Source organism: Curtobacterium sp. MMLR14_006, from assembly GCF_001864985.1.
In the GTDB taxonomy this organism is placed as follows: domain Bacteria; phylum Actinomycetota; class Actinomycetes; order Actinomycetales; family Microbacteriaceae; genus Curtobacterium.
The window spans coordinates 538,739-554,956 of sequence record NZ_MJGU01000022.1; the positions used below are offsets into that span (position 1 = coordinate 538,739).

A 16,218-nucleotide genomic window follows, 5' to 3' on the forward strand; every position below is an offset into this window, starting at 1 on the left:
GTCCCGGACATGACGATCGTGCTCGACCCCTTCGAATCGACGCCCGAGCCGGGCGCCGGTGCCCGTGCGTACGAGGACCCGTTCACCGCGGGTCTGAACCCCCAGCAGAAGGAAGCCGTCGAGTACCGCGGCGAGTCCCTGCTGATCGTGGCCGGAGCCGGTTCCGGCAAGACGAGCGTGCTCACGCGCCGGATCGCGCTGCTGCTCGCCAACCGCGAGGCCTGGCCGTCGCAGATCCTGGCGATCACGTTCACGAACAAGGCCGCCGCCGAGATGCGCGAGCGCGTCCGTGCGCTGGTCGGCGGCGAGGCCGAGGGGATGTGGATCTCGACGTTCCACTCGGCCTGCGTGCGGATCCTCCGGCGCGAGGCCGAGCGGTTCGGGTTCCCGCAGTCGTTCACGATCTACGACTCCGCCGACTCGCGGGCACTGCTCAAGCGGATCATCAAGGAGCTCGAGGCCGACTCGCTCGGGCTGACGGTCGGTGCCGCGGCGTCGAAGATCTCGAAGCTCAAGAACGAGCTGCAGGACATCGACACGTACGCGCGCAACATCAACGCGAACGACCCGCAAGAGGTCATGTTCACCGAGGTGTTCCGGCGCTACACGAACGAGCTCCGTCGGGCGAACGCGTTCGACTTCGACGACCTCATCGGCCAGACGGTGTTCCTCTTCCGGGCCTTCCCGGACGTCGCGGCCCTGTACCAGCGCCGCTTCCGGTTCATCCTGGTCGACGAGTACCAGGACACCAACCACGCCCAGTACGCCCTGATCCGTGAACTCACCCGTCCGGTGCCCGTCGAGCAGGTCGACAAGCTCGAGGATGCCGGCCAGCACGTCGCCCGCATGCGCGAGACCGACGGTTCGATCGCCCCCGCGTCCCTGACGGTGGTCGGCGACTCGGACCAGTCGATCTACGCGTTCCGCGGGGCCGACATCCGGAACATCGTCGAGTTCGAGCGCGACTTCCCGAACTCGAAGACGATCCTGCTCGAGCAGAACTACCGCTCGACGCAGAACATCCTCGACGCCGCGAACGCCGTCATCGCGAACAACTTCGACCGGCAGGCGAAGAGCCTGTTCACCGACGTCGGCGCCGGCGAGAAGATCGTCGGCTTCACCGGGTACACCGGCCACGACGAGGCCCAGTTCGTCGCCGACGAGATCCAGCGCCTGCGCGAGGACGGCATGGACTACCGCGACATGGCGGTGTTCTACCGGACGAACTCGCAGACCCGTGCGCTCGAGGAGATCTTCATCCGTGCGGCGATCCCCTACCGGGTGCTCGGCGGCACGAAGTTCTACGAGCGCGCCGAGATCAAGGACGCCATGGCGTACCTGATCACGGTCGCGAACCCCGCCGACCCGATGGCGTTGCGGCGCATCCTCAACGTGCCGAAGCGGGGCATCGGTGCCGTCACCGAGACGACCCTGCAGCGCTACGCCGACGAGCACGAGACGACGATGCGCGACGCGCTGCGGCACGCCGGCGAACTCGGCTTCGGCCCGAAGGTGCGGAACGCCATCACGGAGTTCGCGGGGCTGCTCGACACCGTCTCCGAGAAGGCGCCGACGCAGCCGGTCGTCGACACGCTGACGCAGCTCCTCGACGGCTCCGGTCTGCTCGAGAACCTGCGGAAGTCGCCCGACGCGCAGGACGCCGCCCGCGCCGACAACATCGACGAACTCGTCGCCGTCACGCGCGAGTTCCAGAAGAACAACCCCGAGGGCACCCTCTCCGACTTCCTGACCGAGGTCTCGCTCGTCGCCGCGGCGGACGAGCTCGACGACTCGTCCGGGACCGTCTCGCTGATGACCCTGCACACGGCGAAGGGCCTGGAGTACGACGCGGTGTTCCTGACCGGTGTCGAGGAAGACCTGCTGCCGCACCGGATGTCCGCCGCCGAGCCGGGCGGCCCGTCCGAGGAACGCCGGCTGTTCTACGTCGGGATCACGCGCGCGAAGAAGGTCCTGTTCCTGTCCCTCGCGATGACCCGCGCGCAGTTCGGTGACGTCAACGTGGCCATGCCGTCGCGCTTCCTGCAGGAGATCCCCGAGGGGCTCATCGAGTGGAAGCAGTCGCCGGGCATGGCGAACAGCCGTGGCGGCACGCAGCCCCGCGCGCTGAACGCCAAGCGTGACGGCGGCGCGGGCGGCGGTGGCTACCGCGGTGGTGGCGGTTGGGGCGGCGGCTCGTACGACCGTGCCGCCGCGGCGTCGAAGACCCGTCCGAAGACCGAGTGGGCGAACCGGGTCTCCGGTCAGGTCCGGGACAACGGTGACATGGAGTTGGCTGCCGGTGACCGCATCTCGCACGTCGACTTCGGCGAGGGGACCGTTTCGGCGGTGACCGGCCAGGGCGCCAAGCGGATCGCCGAGATCGCCTTCGACTCCGCCGGCCGCAAGAAGCTGCTCATCAAGATCGCTCCGATCGAGAAGCTCTAGTCCGAGGTCGCCGACGGACGACTGAACGTCCGTTCACCCGCCGCTCGCCCGGCGGGGCGCCGTCGTCGCGCCCGGACGGCGACGCGGCACGCCCGAGACCTGGGAGTCCACCCCTGTTCGGGTGGCAGTAGAGCGGAGGTGAGGTTAGCCTTACCTAACGTGACACCCATCGAACTGCTGACCTCTGCCACGGCCGAGCGGTACCGCTCCAGCGTCACGTCGACGGTCGACCGCCTGGCCGACCGCTTCGCCGCCGCTGACCGCCCGACGACCGACACCGCTCCGCAGGTCCTCCGGGCCCGGGTGCAGGCGGTCGACCTCGACGCCGAACCCCTCGGGACGGACCGCGCGCTCGCCGAACTCGACGACCTGTTCGTCCGCGAGGCCGTCTGGTTCCACGACCCCGCGTACCTCGCGCACCTGAACTGCCCGGTGGCGCTGCCCGCGGTCGCCGCCGAGGCCGTGCTCGCCGCCGTGAACCCGTCGGTCGACACCTGGGACCAGTCCCGGATCGGCACCGAGATCGAGCGGCACGTCGTCGCCTGGCTCGCCGGTCGGATCGGGTTCGCCGCGGGTGACGGCATCTTCACCTCGGGCGGCTCGCAGTCGAACCTGCAGGCCCTCCTGCTGGCACGAGAGGCCCTCGGGACCAGCGGCACCGTGTTCACCACGGCGGAGACCCACTTCAGCATCGCGAAGTCCGCGCGGCTGCTCGGGCTCGAGGCCGTCGTCGCCGTCGCCACCGACGACGCCGGCCGGATGGTGCCCGCAGCCCTCGCCGAGGCGATCGCCGCCGCCCGCACGGCCGGGCGGACGCCGATGGCCGTCGTCGCGACCGCCGGCACCACCGACCGCGGGGTGATCGACCCGGTCGAGCCGATCGCCGACGTCTGCGACCTGGAGGGCGTCTGGCTGCACGTCGACGCCGCGTACGGCTGCGGGCTGCTGGTGTCCCCGACCCGTCGGCACCTGCTCGCCGGCATCGAGCGGGCGCGGAGCGTGACGACCGACCTGCACAAGTCGTTCTTCCAGCCGGTGTCCTCGAGTGCCCTGCTCGTGCAGCACCCGGAGGACCTGCGCCGCGCCGCCTGGTACGCCGACTACCTCAACCCCGAGGACGCCGCCGAGCCGAACCAGGTCGACAAGTCGCTGCAGACCACCCGCCGGTTCGACGCCCTGAAGCTGTGGGCCACCCTGCGCGCGTCCGGGGCAGATGCCATCGGAGCGGCGTTCGACGCCGTCATCGACCTCGCCGCGGCCACCCACCGAATCGTCGAGGAGCACCCCGACCTGGTGCTCGTCGCGCCGACGCAGCTCAGCACGGTGCTGTTCCGGTGGCAGCCCGCCGGGGTCACCGACGACCAGGCCGACGCGCTCGTCGCCCCGATCCGCGCGGCCCTGCTCGCCGAGGGCCGGGTGCTCATCGCGAAGACCGTGATCGACGGCCGCCCGTGCAACAAGCTCACCCTGCTCAACCCCGAGACGACGCCGGCGCAGATGCGCGCCGCGCTCGACCACGTCGCCGCGACGGCAGCACGCGTCCGCGCGACCACCACCGCCCCGGAAGGAGCAACGCGATGACCGCCGCTGACGACCGCCAGGCCGACGACCGCCCCGTGCACGACGTCGTCGGCATCGGCATCGGTCCGTTCAACCTGGGCCTCGCCTGCCTGACCGACCCGCTCGACGATCTCGACGCGGTGTTCCTCGACGCCGCCGACGGCTTCGCCTGGCACCACGGCATGATGCTCGACGACGCCACGATCCAGGTGCCGTTCCTCGCCGACCTGGTGACGATGGCCGACCCGACCTCGCCGTTCTCGTTCCTCGCCTGGCTCAAGGAGACCGGGCGCCTGTACCCGTTCTACATCCGCGAGGACTTCCACCCCCTGCGGAGCGAGTACGACGCCTACTGCCGCTGGGCCGCCGACCGGCTCGACACCCTCCGCTGGGGCCGCCGGGTGACGGCCGTCGAGCACGACCCGGTCACCGACACGTTCACGGTGCACGCCGAGACCGACCAGGGCCCCGAGACGTACCGCGCACGGCACGTCGTCGTGGGCATCGGCACCGAGCCGTCCGTCCCCGCCCCGCTGCGCGGCATCGACGGCCCGGCGATCCACTCGGCCGACTTCCTGCCGAACCGCGACGCGCTCCGCGGTGCCGGCTCGATCGCGGTGATCGGCAGCGGGCAGTCCGCCGCCGAGGTCTACCGCGACCTGCTCGAGGACATCCGTCAGGACGGCTACCGCCTCGACTGGATCACCCGGTCGCCGCGGTTCTTCCCGATGGAGGACACCAAGCTCACCCTCGAGATGACGAGCCCGGAGTACACGGACCACTTCCACGGGCTGCCCGAAGCCGTCCGCGACCGTCTCGGGCGGGAGCAGCGCGGCCTGTACAAGGGCATCAGCGCCGACCTGGTCGACGAGCTCTACGACCAGCTCTACCGGATCAGCGCGCGGGGACCGGTCCCGACGACGCTCCGGACCGAGACGAGCGTCGTCGACGCCGCCTGGCTCGCCGACCGCGGCACGTACCGGCTGACGCTCCGCCACGAGCAGCTCGACCAGGCGTACGAGCACGAGGTCGAGCAGCTCGTGCTCGCCACCGGGTACACCCCGCGTGTCCCGCGGTTCCTCGACCCGGTCGAGCACCTCGTCGCCCGCGACTCCCGCGGTCGCCTGGCCGTCGCCCGCGACCACCACGTCGACACGCTGGGCGGACGCATCTGGGTGCAGAACGCCGAGGAGCACACGCACGGCCTGACCGCGCCCGACCTCGGCATGGGTGCGTGGCGGAACGCGTCGATCATCCGGTCCGTCACGGGTCGCCCCGTGTACGGCCTGGAGGCCCGGATCGCCTTCCAGGAGTTCGGCCTGCCCGCCTCGGGGCAGCCGACAGCAGCGCCGTCCACGGCCGCACCCGCCAGCGCGCACAGCCTGCCGGCCGGGCGCACGACCGAGCATGCGGAGGTGTCCGCATGAGCGCCGTCGTCGACAGCACCGGTGCGGCGGGCGACGGTGTGGTGGGCACTGTGGAGGGCGCCGCTGTGGAGGGCACTGTTGAGGACACTGTGGAGGGCACCGGTGTGGAAGACACTGTCGAGGGCACTGCGACGGTGGACGCACACGAGGCGACCGCGCCTGTGGGAGCCGAGCCGGGCCTCCTGACCGTCGAACCCGTGGACCCGGAACGCGACGCCGCCGTCGTGCAGTCGTGGCTCGCCCACCCGGCGTCGTCCTGGTGGGAGATGGGCGACCTCGACGTGGACGGCGTCCGGGACTACCTGGCCGGTGTGCAGTCGGACCCCGCGCAGGCCGCGTGGCTCGGCCGCCGGAACGGCGAACCGTGCTTCCTGGCGGAGACCTACGACCCCGCCGCCGTCCTGCTCACCGACGTGTGGGCGGCGGAGCCGGGCGACGTCGGCATGCACCTGCTCGTCGCGCCGGCGCCCGCGGACCGTCGTGTGCGCGGCCTGACCAGCGCGGTGATGCGTGCCGTCGTCGAGCACTGCCGGGACGCCCTCGGTGCGCGCCGGGTCGTCGTCGAACCGGACGTGCGGAACACCGCCGTGCAGGCGAAGAACGCCGAGGTCGGGTTCCGTGCGCTGCGACAGGTGGACGTCGACGGCAAGCGGGCCCTGCTGTCGGTGCTCGACACCGACCGCATCGGGGCCCCCGACGACGACGGGCCGGCCGCGCACCTGCGGCCAGAGCACCTGGAACCCGCCGAACGGCACCTCGTCGCGAAGGCGATCGCGGAGTTCACCCACGAACGGCTGATCGCACCCGTGCCGGACGGGGACGGGTGGCGGCTCGACGCGGGGGAGTCGACCTACCGGTTCCGGGCGCGGCAGCACGTGCTCGAGCACTGGTCGATGGACGAGGCCTCGCTGACGCGGACCCGTGCGGGGGCGCCGGCGCCGCTCCGTGCGCAGGAGCTCGTGCTCGAACTGCGCGACGTGCTCGGGATCCCCGACGAGTTGCTGGGGACGTACCTGGAGGAGATCGCCTCGACCCTGGCGAGTGCGGCGGCGAAGCACCGGCGGGGTGGGCCGTCGGCGGCGCAGCTCGCGCGCGGGCGGGCCGGGGGATCCGTCGACGCCGCTGTCGCCTCCTTCCAGGACGTCGAGGCGGCGATGACCGAGGGGCACCCGGCCTTCGTCGCCGCGAACGGACGGATCGGGTTCGGGCTCGACGAGTACCGGGCCTTCGCGCCCGAGTCCGGCGGCCGGTTCCGGTACCGGTGGCTCGCCGCCCGACGCGAGCACACGCACCTGGCGCTCGCCGCGGACCGCACCGAGCAGGCGCACTGGGAGTCGGAGCTGTCGGCGGACGTCGTGGCCGGGTTCCGGGCCACGCTGGAGCGTCGCGGGCTCGACCCCGACGACTACGTGTGGCTGCCCGTGCACCCGTGGCAGTGGCAGCACCGGATCGCCGTGACCTTCGCGCCCGACCTGGGTCGGCAGGACCTCGTCGACCTGGGCGAGGGGCCGGACGAGTACCAGCCGCAGCAGTCGATCCGCACCGCGTTCAACCGCACCGAGCCGGCACGCTCGTACGTCAAGACGGCGCTCGCCGTGCAGAACATGGGGTTCCTGCGGGGGATGTCCCCCGCGTACATGCGGAACACCCCGGCGGTGAACGACTGGGTCGCCGGGATCGTCGCCGCCGACCCCACGCTCGCCGCCGCCGGCTTCTCGGTCCTGCGGGAGCACGCGTCCATCGGGTACACCGGCGACGCGTACCACCGGGTCGACGTGTCCTCGCCGCAGCGGAAGATGCTCGCGGCGCTGTGGCGGGAGAGTCCGGTCCCGCACCTGGCCGGGGGCGAGCAGCTGCTCACCATGGCGGCGCTGCTGCACCGGGACGCGTCGGGGGCAGCCGTGGTCTCGGCGCTGATCGCGGCCTCCGGGCTGCCCGCCGACGAGTGGGTGCGGCGCTGGCTCGACGCGTACCTGCTGCCCGTCGTGCACTGCCTGACCGTGCACGAGCTGGCCTTCATGCCGCACGGCGAGAACGTGGTGCTCGTCGTGCGGGACGGCGTCGTGGTCCGTGCCGTGATGAAGGACATCGGCGAGGAGGTCGTGGTGCTCGGGCGCGACGCCGACCGGCCGGTCCCCGCGGACGTCGAGCGGATCGTGCACCCGGTGTCCGACGACGAAGCGGCGCTCGCCGTGTTCACCGACGTGTTCGACGGGGTGCTGCGGTTCGTCGCCGCGATCCTGGACGACGACGGGGTGCTGCCCGAGGCCCGCTTCTGGCAGGTCGTCGGGGAGTGCGTCGACGCCCACGCCGCCGCGCGCCCGGACCGCCGCCGACCGCTGGACCTGCGGGTGCCGACGTTCGAGCACTCGTGCCTGAACCGCTTGCAGCTGCGGAACACCCTGTCGATGGTCGACCTGGCGGACCAGTCGGCGTCGCTCATCCGGGCGGGCGCGATGGCGAACCCCATCGGGCGGTAGGGCGGTTCCGTTCCGTTCCGCGCTCGCTCTGCGTCGGCGTCACGTCGGCCGGTTCCGCTCCCACTTGCACAACCGAAGTGCGCTCGCGCCGCGGAATCCCGCGGTTCGAGTGCACTTTGGTTGTGCGGCGGTGCGGGGCGCGCGGGCGCACCGCACGACGCCGTCGTGGTTGCAGCGGGACCGACCGCGAGCGAACCCGTCTACGGCTGCAGACGCGTGGCCGACCAGACGCCGTCGGCGAGCGCGTACTGCAGGCGGCGGTGCATCCGGTCGCGGCTGCCGTGCCAGAACTCGACGAGCTCGGGCTCGAGGCGCCAGGCGACCCACCCCGCGGGGCGCGGCACGTCGTCGTCGGACTCGTCGAGCAGCACGTTGGCGTCGTCGATGAGGTCCTGCAGCGTCCGGGGCTCGAGCACGGCGGACTGGTCGGCGATCGCGGTGGCGGCGCGCGACTTCGGCGACCGGTCGGCGAACAGCGCGTCGGACTCGTCGTCGGACAGCTGCACGGCCCGGCCCTCGAACCGGAGCTGCTGCATGGTCTCGCGCCAGTAGACCTGGAGTGCGGCGTGCGGGTTCTCGGCGAGCTGTCGGCCCTTCGGGCTGAGCGTCGAGGTACCGAAGACGAGTCCCCGGTCGTCGAGCCGCTTCACGTCGACGGTGCGGGCGGACACCCGGCCGTCGGCGCCGGCGGTGGCGAGCGTCATCGACTTCGGCTCGGAGACGTCGCGCTCGTCCGCGGCGTCGAGCCACTGCTGGGCGAGGTCGAGCGGTGCGGCGGGGGGAGCGTCGAACTCGGGCAGGTGCAGGGAGTCGTCACCGGACAGCGAAGAGGACATGCCCCCACCCAACCGTGCTCAGACGGTCCACGTCCAGGCTGCCGGGGGACGCCCGCCGCGGGGACCGGCCGCCGGGGCCGCGTCGACCCGGGCGACGGCCGGGTTGGTGCGGAGCATCCGGTTGAGGTTGCCCGGATCCGGGGTGCTCCCGGTGAGCGCCGCGCGGAGGCGACCGGCGTCCGAGGTGGTGAAGCGCTCCCCGAGCAGCGCGCGCGTGAGCGGGACGTCCGACCACAGGCGCACGCGGGCGTGCTCGAGCGCTGCGTCGACGATGCGGTCGTGGTCGAACGGCAGGCCGAACGGGCGTTCGCCGACGTCGTGCCAGGTCGCGTCCGGGGCGGCCTTCGGGTCGACGACCGCCAGGAACGCGATGCTGATCGCGGTGCTCCGCGGATCGCGGTCCGGCCCGTCGAACGCGCCGACCTGCGCCAGGTGGCGCACCGCCGCCGGGCCGACGCCCGCCTTCGTGCGCAGGGCGCGCAGCGCAGCGTCGGCCAGGATCTCGGAACCGTCCAGGAGCACGCCGGGAAGGGCCTCCCGTCCGGCGAACGGGTCGTACAGCCGACGGGCGGAGGCGACCCGCAGGCCAGCCGCCCCCGCGAACGACGTCGGGACGACGTCGATCGCGATGAGCGGCTGGTCGCGGACCGCCGGAGCGGTCCCCGTCACGCGGAGGCGGCCCGGCGTGCGGTGCGGGCCGCACGCTCGTCGCGGAGCGTCTCTCGCACGTCGGCGAAGGACTGGAGGCGCGTGAAGCGTCCGTCGACCCACACCGGCTGGAGCAGGCTGGTCGCCTCGTCCTCGGCCGTGGCCTGGTCCGTCTGCCGGATCTCGCCGGTCTCGTCACGGTGCAGGGCGATGCGGCCCTTCGCGCTCTTCTTGCCGCTGCCGGTCTTCGGGTCCTTCTGGATGTCGACGGGCTGGCCGTCGACGAGCGCCCAGGTGGCCTTGACCGCGCTGCCGAGGTTGTCGCGGGTCATGTACTGGTACGTGTACGAGCCGATCCCGAGCACGATGTTGTCGCTCGAGTACCCCTTGGCGGCGAGCCGCTCGTAGATGCGGCGGGCACGGTCGAGCGTGATGCTGTCGCCGTAGATGACGCCGATGTGCTGGTCGAGGACCTTGTAGCCCTGCTCGTTCACGGTGTGGCCGAAGATCTCGTCGAGCAGTTCGACGACGCCCTTCTGCTCGTCGCTGCGGTCGGCGGCGAACAGCTCGGCCTCGTCGACGTCGTGCACGGTGCCGGTGACGATGTCGACCGGGTCGCCCGAGTCGGGACGGATGACGAGCTTGCCGTCGCGGCCGGTGATGCGGTCCTTGAGCTGCGGCAGCGTCTCGGTGATGACCTTGAACAGGTCGAAGCCGTCGCTGACGGCGGAGACGATGCCCGTCGGGTAGACGTCGAGGATCTGCTGGAACGTCTCGAGCTCGCCGTCGGCGCCGCGGACGCACATGACGCTGTGCTCGGTGGCGGGCACGCTCGCGGCCACCCAGCCGTTGTCGCCCGGGTAGTAGCGGTCGATGAAGTCGAGCGACGGCATCGAGTCGGTGCCGAGGAACGAGAGCAGGTGCCCGGCGCCACCCGCTGCCGCCGACTCGATGCTCGACTGGCCGCGGAACGAGAAGTCGTGCGCGGCGAAGTCGATGCCCTCGGGGACGGCGCCGGTGCGGGCCGCCCAGTCCTCCATGAGGTCGCGGTACTCGAGCGCCTTCGTCGCGACGGTCGACGGGTGCCAGATCGATGCGGACAGGGCGGTCTCGATGTAGTTCGGCAGCCAGTAGAACTCGTCGATCGTGTTCTCGACGGTCAGGGTCGCGACGCCGATCGGTGCGAGCGTGCCCTCGGGCAGCGCACGGATCTCGAGGGGCAGGTAGCCGAGGCGGTGCAGCGCCCGGACGTGGTCGGTGCCGATGTGGTTCGGGCCGAAGTAGCCCTGCAGGGCTTCGTCGAACAGGCGGACGACCTCGTCCTCGTCGGCGGCGAAGAACGGCGCCCAGGCCTCGACGAGCGAGCGCTGGACGAACGCCTGCAGGCCGAAGACCACGGCGTGGGTCGACTCGGGCATGTGCGCGTTCGAGCGGTTCGTCCAGTTGATGAGGATCCGGGTGGTCCCAGCCGGGTAGACCTGCCGGTGCGAGTGCTTGTAGCCGTCGACGGCCAACAGGGGCGCGATCGGGCTCGCGGTGGTGATGCGGGGCTCGAGGCCCGTCGTGGTGGTGGTCATCGGATCTCCTTCGTGAGGTACGGGCTGAGCGGGACGGTGCGCAAGCCCGGCACGTCGTTCTTCGCCGGGTAGCTGTCGGTCGTGACGATCTCGCCGAAGTGCTCGGCGAGCTGCGGGGCCCGGCCGGAGAAGACGCCGTGCGAGACCCAGAGGCCGAGGCGCTCCTTCGGCAGGCCGGTCGAGCTCGCGAGACCCATGAAGGTGCCGCCGCCGTCGCAGATGTCGTCGACGACGAGGAACCGGCCGTCCGCGGGGAGGGGCTCGCACGAGAACCCGTCGAGCTTGCCGGTGTCGGGGTTGCGGTGCTTCTCGGCCCGGTACAGCGGCAGGCCGCACGACTCGGCGACCGCCGTGGCCCGGGCGACCGCGCCCTTGTCCGGCGCGATGATGCCGGTGTACGCGTCGCCCTCGACGTCGAGCACGGCGTCGCGGACGACCTGCTCGCTCGTGACCACCGTGAGGTGGTCGACCAGCCCGACGACCACGGGGGAGTGCGGGTCGAAGGCGATCACCTGGTCGATGCGGAACCCGTTGAGGACGTCCGCGTAGACCTTCGCCCCGAAGGGCAGGCCGCGGTCCTGCCGGGCGCCGGGCAGGTACGGGACGAGGGCGACGGACCGCGATCCGCGCTGCCGGACGGCGTCCGCCCACATGCCGAGCATGAGGAGGTCGTCGCCGTTCGTGCCGTGCAGGGTCGCGATCTCGGTGGTGCCCCCCGGCTCGGCGGTGTCGTTCGCCACCTTGACGTGCGCTTCACCGGCGGGGAACCGCATGGTGGAGAACGTCGGTGTCGTCTGGTTGCCCTGGGCGTCCCAGGTGCTGAGTTCGACTGCCATGGTCCGACCGTACCACGGTATTTGTCAGTGTGACAAGAATTCCGTCTCCCTGGTGATCCGGACGTGCCCGGCACCGCTCACGAGCACCGTGTACATCGCCTGGTCCGCGAGACCGGAGAAGGTCGTGTTCGCCCCCTGGTCGTCGTCGCGCCCGGTCGGGACGCGGCCGCGGTCGAGCCGGAACATGGCGTCGACCGCTGGTGCCGGCACCAGGGCGAGGCCGTCGACGTACCGATGCAACGCGTCGACCTGTCGTTGCGCGGAGAGCGCTGCCAGGTCGGTCGGTCGGAACTCCGTCGGTGGCTGCCCCTGTGCGCGGGTGTCGAGGAGCACCTCCACGTGCGCACGGGTCCGACCGACGTACCGGCGACGGAAGCGTCGGACCCGCACCGTGCCGGAGCCGTCGACCCCGATGTCGACGAGGTCGGACCACCGCACACCGTCCTCGTCCGCACCGATCGTCGTGACGAGCCGCACGTCGTCGGGGCCGTCGGACAGTGCCTCGGCCTCGTCCCACTCGCCCGGCTGCAGCGCGTCCCCGGCCAGCGATCGCACGATCTGCCATCGCTCGTCGCCGTGGCGTCGGCCGCCGGACAGCGCTGCGCGGAGGCGGCCTCGCAGGCTCCGATCGACGACGAGTTGCTCGCACGGTCCGGTGACCGAGACCACCTCGTCGACGTCGTCGTACGGTGCGGCAGCGCGGGGAGTGCGCAGCGCGGCTCCCGCAGCAGCCCGCTGCTCGGCGACCGTGGCGAGGCGCTCGGCAGCCGGAGCGAAGACGTCGACCAGGTCCGCCGGCCCAGGGGAGCGTCCCTGGCGGAGTCGGTAGGCGCGGAGGCCCCCGCCCTGGTCGCGTGCCGCGCCGCTCGGCCAGACGTCGATCCGCGCGCCCTCGACGCCGAGCAGCCAACCCTCGTGCTCGAGCTCCAGGCGTACCCTGCACAGCGCCTCGAAGGCATCGTGCTCGACAGCGACGTGCTCGACACCGTCGATGACGACCGTCACGGAGCAGCGGGACCGTCCGCCTGTGCCGGACCGTTCGACGTCCACCGTGAGCGTGACCGGGGTCGTCTCGCTCCCGCGGTGCGCCGTGCGTGCCCACTCGGTCATCCGGGTGTCGATCCCAGCAGGTGGCGGGCGGCCCTGCGCCAACGACGAGCGACGGCATCGGGTGAGTCAACGACGGCGATCTCCGGGTGCGGGCGCCGACCGAGGGCCTCGACCGCTCGCGTCCGCCAACCGTCCGGGTCCGTGTCGATGACGACGGAGCAGCTCGAACCGCCCGTGGAAGCTTCAAAGAGCCTCCACGCTGAGTGCGGTCGAGCCAGTTTGCTGACGATGTCTCCCCAGATCCCGTCGTCGGCGGACAGCTCGAGGGCGCGGACGCCGGACGGTGCGAGCGGGACCAGACCTGGACGACGTGGCTGTTGCGCCGTGATCGGGACGCCGTCCCCGTGTCCCTCGGCGACGTCGACCTGCACGATGAAGCGGCCGCCCCGCTCGTCCTCGAGCAGGGACTGCCGCGTCACCTCTCGTGTCGTGACTCCCCTCGTCGCCGGACGGTCCTCGGCGACCGAGTACGCGAACTCGACGCCGACCCCGCGGTCGTACGGTTCGGTTGCCGGTCGACCCGCACCGTCGACTGCGAGGTGGAGCGCGTCGGGAACCGGGACGGCCGTGATCGTCGCCCGGCGTGCAGGTGCGAGCCTGGTCACCGTCACGACAGAGTGCTGTCGGGTTGCCCGAGCACCCACGCCTGCTCCGGCGCGGACCTGCGTGCGACCGCGAAGACGGGCATCGGCACGAGCGATGCGACCAGGACCCGGACGCGTTCGAGTTCATCGGCGTCTTCGGAGTCGACGAGGACGACGATCCGCTCGGACACCCGCTCGACGATGACACCGACCGTGCTGATCTGTGCACCGTCGTACTGCGCGCGGAAGGCGGTCACCGCCGGGTGCTGCTCCGGATCCGGGGCGCCGACGACGATGTCGAACCCCCTCGGGAACGGACTCGCTGCCCGGACGAGTGCCGCTGCTGTCCAGGCGTCGAGTCCGAACGGCATCGACGGCCCTGCAGCCAGGGTCAGTCGGTCAGCGGAGCGGTCGGACTGGTCGAGGAGCACGCCGACGGGTTGACCGTCCGGCTCGGGGATCACGGTCTCGTCCACGACTGCTGCGGGGATCACCGACGTGATCGCCAGGTCGCGGGGAGAGAGCGTCGGCGCGCGGTCTCGCGGGCCACCGATGATCCGGTCGATGTCGTCGGGGAGCAGGACCTGCTCGTCGGCCTGACCGGGCTGGAGCAGGACGGCCACGTCGATCGGAGTCGCACGGAGCGCTGACCACAGCGTCGTGTGCAGGAGTACCGCGTCGTCCGGGGCGGCTGCTCGAGCCTGGTCATGGGCGAGGAATGCGAGCGTGACGGCGGGGGAGGACTCGTCACCGGGGGCGATGACCGCCGGAATGCCGTCCTCGGTCGCGAGCATCCACAGGTCGAGGTCGACCGCCCGTCGCCAGACCGAGAGCTCGACCGCGTCGCTCAGGTCCACGGGCCTTCTCGCCGTCGCTGCTCGTCGGTCGCCCGACGTGACCAGTGCGTTTCTGCTCGTTCCCAGAGCCGGCGGTACTTCTTGACGAGCCGATCTGCTCGGGGATCGCTGGCGAACGAGAGCACCTGGTCGAAGTAGTCGCGCCTGCCGTTCCGGTACCACGATGCTCCGGGTCCGAGCTGTTCGACGAACCGTCCCGTGGTCGGGTGACGGAAGTACACGTCGTCGAAGGCGGGGTGGTCCGATCGACGGGTGTGGACGAGACGCGCGCGTGCCGCGAGGAGCTGCATGTCGATCGGGTAGTCGACGAGGGTGCCGTACGCCCACCGGGAGATCGGGGAGCGGCCGCCGCGCATGTCACCGCGCTCGTCCTCGCGCGAGTTGAGGAGGAAACGGTGCTCAGCTCCGACCCGTTCGTCGACCTCGGGGTCGAGGACGTCGAGCATCAGGGCGAGCGCGGCCGCGGGCGCGACGTACTGCGCCATGGCGGTGCCGTTCCAACTCCCGTCCTCGACGCCGTCTCGCTCGATGACGAGGCGTCCGTCGTCGGCGAACCGTCTGTCGGCCACGGGACCGACCCTGATGAAGGTCGGCAGGTCCGCGGGACTGGTCGGCTCACTCACTCGAGGCCAACGGGGCGGTGTACGCGGTGGCGCGCCACGGGGCATGGAGGAGATTGCGCATCGCGACCGATTCTCCGACCGTCCGTACTGAACTGTCCATGGGAGACCAAGCGTGCGCAGATCCGCCGTGTGCCGGGAACGGAGCGGGGTTGTGCCCGGTCATGTCCGCGCGGAACATCTGCGTACCACCCCCGCCGCCGAACTGCGGATTGGCTCCTGCGTGGCCGATCGCGTAGGTCGCGTCCGGGCTGATGTGGGTCTCCGAGACGAACTCACGGTACGGGGTCGCGTAGCCGGTGCTCGCGCCGACCTGCGCCGATTCGTGGAAGGTCGCGGAGTCGACCACGGGGCGGTCCGGTACCGCGTAGGACGCACCGAACCCGTCGAAGTTCGGAGTGGAGGCGAACCCGTCGACACCCTTCGAGCCGGCCACGACGTTCGTCATGTCGTCGACGCCGTAGTACCCGTCGCCGCCCTGCCACAGTTGACTCGCTCGCGCTGGATCGGTACGGGCGATCTCCGACACGTGGGCGTTGTAGCCGGAGTTCACCGTTCGTGTGAACGCCGAGTCGGACTTCTGGATCCCCTCGAGGAGCCTGCCGGTGATGCCCGTACCTCGGCCACCTGCCGTGTAACCGCTCGCAAATCCCTTCGCTGCGTCGACGGTGCTGTGCAGCATGTTCGCCGGTGTCAGGTAGCGCACCTGCAGTGCCATGCGCTCGATCCGGCGAGCGGGGTTCGACGCGAACTGCTGCACCGCGAGCGGGAGCTCCTTGAGGGCCATCACGCCGTACCGGCCGGCACCGCTGAACGTCCGCGCGGCCAGCGAGCCGAGGGAACCGGTCGAACGGGCGAGCGAGAACGCCTTGCGTGCGTCGCCGGCGACCGACAGGAGTCGACCGGCGGTGGTGATGCCCTTCATCCCTGGGATGCAGTCGAGCAGGGCGAAGGCGAGGTCCCACCCGTCGGCGGTGCCCTTCGACATCTTGTACAGGGTGTCGGCGAGCACGAGCAGGGCTGCGCCGAGCACGATCCAGGCGAGTGGCCCGCCGATGATCATGACGATGATGCCGCCCACGGCGACGACGACCTTCGCGATGGAGACGATGGTCTCCCACGTCTCGGACCCGAAGATCTTGTCCCACGTCGACTGCTTGCCGAGCCCCGCGTCGGCTGCTTCGCCGATCTTCGTCGCGGTGCGCCGTTCGCCGTCTTCCCAGTCGCCCTTCGCGTCG

12 protein-coding genes are annotated in these 16,218 nt (G+C 71.4%); 4 read left to right on the forward strand and 8 right to left on the reverse strand.

Going from position 1 to position 16,218, the window contains the following annotated elements:
* Window positions 1–9 precede the first annotated feature (9 nt).
* The 4 genes from BIU94_RS11730 (at window position 10) to BIU94_RS11745 (ending at window position 7,912) form a co-directional block, all read left to right on the forward strand.
* On the forward strand, window positions 10–2,445 hold the full coding sequence (locus tag BIU94_RS11730) for an ATP-dependent helicase (protein ID WP_071260139.1): 2,436 nt from the start codon (window positions 10–12) through the stop codon (window positions 2,443–2,445).
* 159 nt (window positions 2,446–2,604) lie between these two features.
* Entirely contained in the window at window positions 2,605–4,026 is a 1,422-nt protein-coding gene (locus tag BIU94_RS11735) for an aminotransferase class V-fold PLP-dependent enzyme (protein ID WP_071260143.1), read from the forward strand.
* Complete coding sequence (locus tag BIU94_RS11740; protein ID WP_071260147.1) at window positions 4,023–5,432, forward strand: lysine N(6)-hydroxylase/L-ornithine N(5)-oxygenase family protein; 1,410 nt, start codon at window positions 4,023–4,025, stop codon at window positions 5,430–5,432. Before BIU94_RS11735 ends, BIU94_RS11740 begins: the two co-directional genes overlap by 4 nt.
* 197 nt (window positions 5,433–5,629) lie before the next feature.
* The gene (locus BIU94_RS11745; protein ID WP_254784804.1) at window positions 5,630–7,912 is read left to right on the forward strand and encodes a GNAT family N-acetyltransferase; all 2,283 of its coding nucleotides are present in this window, start codon (window positions 5,630–5,632) and stop codon (window positions 7,910–7,912) included.
* Window positions 7,913–8,112: 200 nt separating this feature from the next.
* Here the strand turns inward: BIU94_RS11745 and BIU94_RS11750 are convergent, their stop codons facing one another.
* From BIU94_RS11750 to BIU94_RS17840, 8 genes are all read right to left on the reverse strand, one after another.
* Window positions 8,113–8,748, reverse strand: coding sequence for a pyridoxal 5'-phosphate synthase (locus BIU94_RS11750; RefSeq protein WP_071260153.1), 636 nt, complete (start codon window positions 8,746–8,748; stop codon window positions 8,113–8,115).
* Between the two features lie 18 nt (window positions 8,749–8,766).
* Window positions 8,767–9,417, reverse strand: a complete 651-nt coding sequence (locus BIU94_RS11755; protein WP_071260156.1) for an NUDIX domain-containing protein — start codon at window positions 9,415–9,417, stop codon at window positions 8,767–8,769.
* Window positions 9,414–10,973, reverse strand: a complete 1,560-nt coding sequence (locus tag BIU94_RS11760) for a nicotinate phosphoribosyltransferase (RefSeq protein ID WP_071260159.1) — start codon at window positions 10,971–10,973, stop codon at window positions 9,414–9,416. The genes BIU94_RS11755 and BIU94_RS11760 overlap by 4 nt, the downstream gene beginning before the upstream one ends.
* A complete protein-coding gene (locus BIU94_RS11765; protein WP_071260162.1) occupies window positions 10,970–11,809 on the reverse strand; it encodes a phosphoribosyltransferase family protein in 840 nt (279 codons plus the stop codon). The genes BIU94_RS11760 and BIU94_RS11765 overlap by 4 nt, the downstream gene beginning before the upstream one ends.
* Window positions 11,810–11,833: 24 nt before the next feature.
* Complete coding sequence (locus tag BIU94_RS11770) at window positions 11,834–12,919, reverse strand: hypothetical protein (RefSeq protein WP_071260167.1); 1,086 nt, start codon at window positions 12,917–12,919, stop codon at window positions 11,834–11,836.
* Between the two features lie 607 nt (window positions 12,920–13,526).
* A complete protein-coding gene (locus BIU94_RS11780) occupies window positions 13,527–14,360 on the reverse strand; it encodes a hypothetical protein (RefSeq protein WP_071260174.1) in 834 nt (277 codons plus the stop codon).
* Window positions 14,351–14,929 (reverse strand): hypothetical protein, encoded by a 579-nt coding sequence (locus tag BIU94_RS11785; protein ID WP_071260177.1) that lies wholly within the window; start codon window positions 14,927–14,929, stop codon window positions 14,351–14,353. The genes BIU94_RS11780 and BIU94_RS11785 overlap by 10 nt, the downstream gene beginning before the upstream one ends.
* Window positions 14,930–14,975: 46 nt before the next feature.
* A partial coding sequence (locus tag BIU94_RS17840) for a hypothetical protein (RefSeq protein WP_217639500.1) occupies window positions 14,976–16,218 on the reverse strand: 1,243 nt, incomplete at its 5' end.

Bases quoted from the DNA above. Each gene is read 5' to 3' on its own strand.
- BIU94_RS11730 (WP_071260139.1), top strand. From the start codon at position 10: ATGACGATCGTGCTCGACCCCTTCGAATCGACGCCCGAGCCGGGCGCC.
- BIU94_RS11740 (WP_071260147.1), top strand. From the start codon at position 4,023: ATGACCGCCGCTGACGACCGCCAGGCCGACGACCGCCCCGTGCACGAC.
- BIU94_RS11750 (WP_071260153.1), bottom strand. From the start codon at position 8,748: ATGTCCTCTTCGCTGTCCGGTGACGACTCCCTGCACCTGCCCGAGTTC.
- BIU94_RS11760 (WP_071260159.1), bottom strand. From the start codon at position 10,973: ATGACCACCACCACGACGGGCCTCGAGCCCCGCATCACCACCGCGAGC.
- BIU94_RS11765 (WP_071260162.1), bottom strand. From the start codon at position 11,809: ATGGCAGTCGAACTCAGCACCTGGGACGCCCAGGGCAACCAGACGACA.
- BIU94_RS11770 (WP_071260167.1), bottom strand. From the start codon at position 12,919: ATGACCGAGTGGGCACGCACGGCGCACCGCGGGAGCGAGACGACCCCG.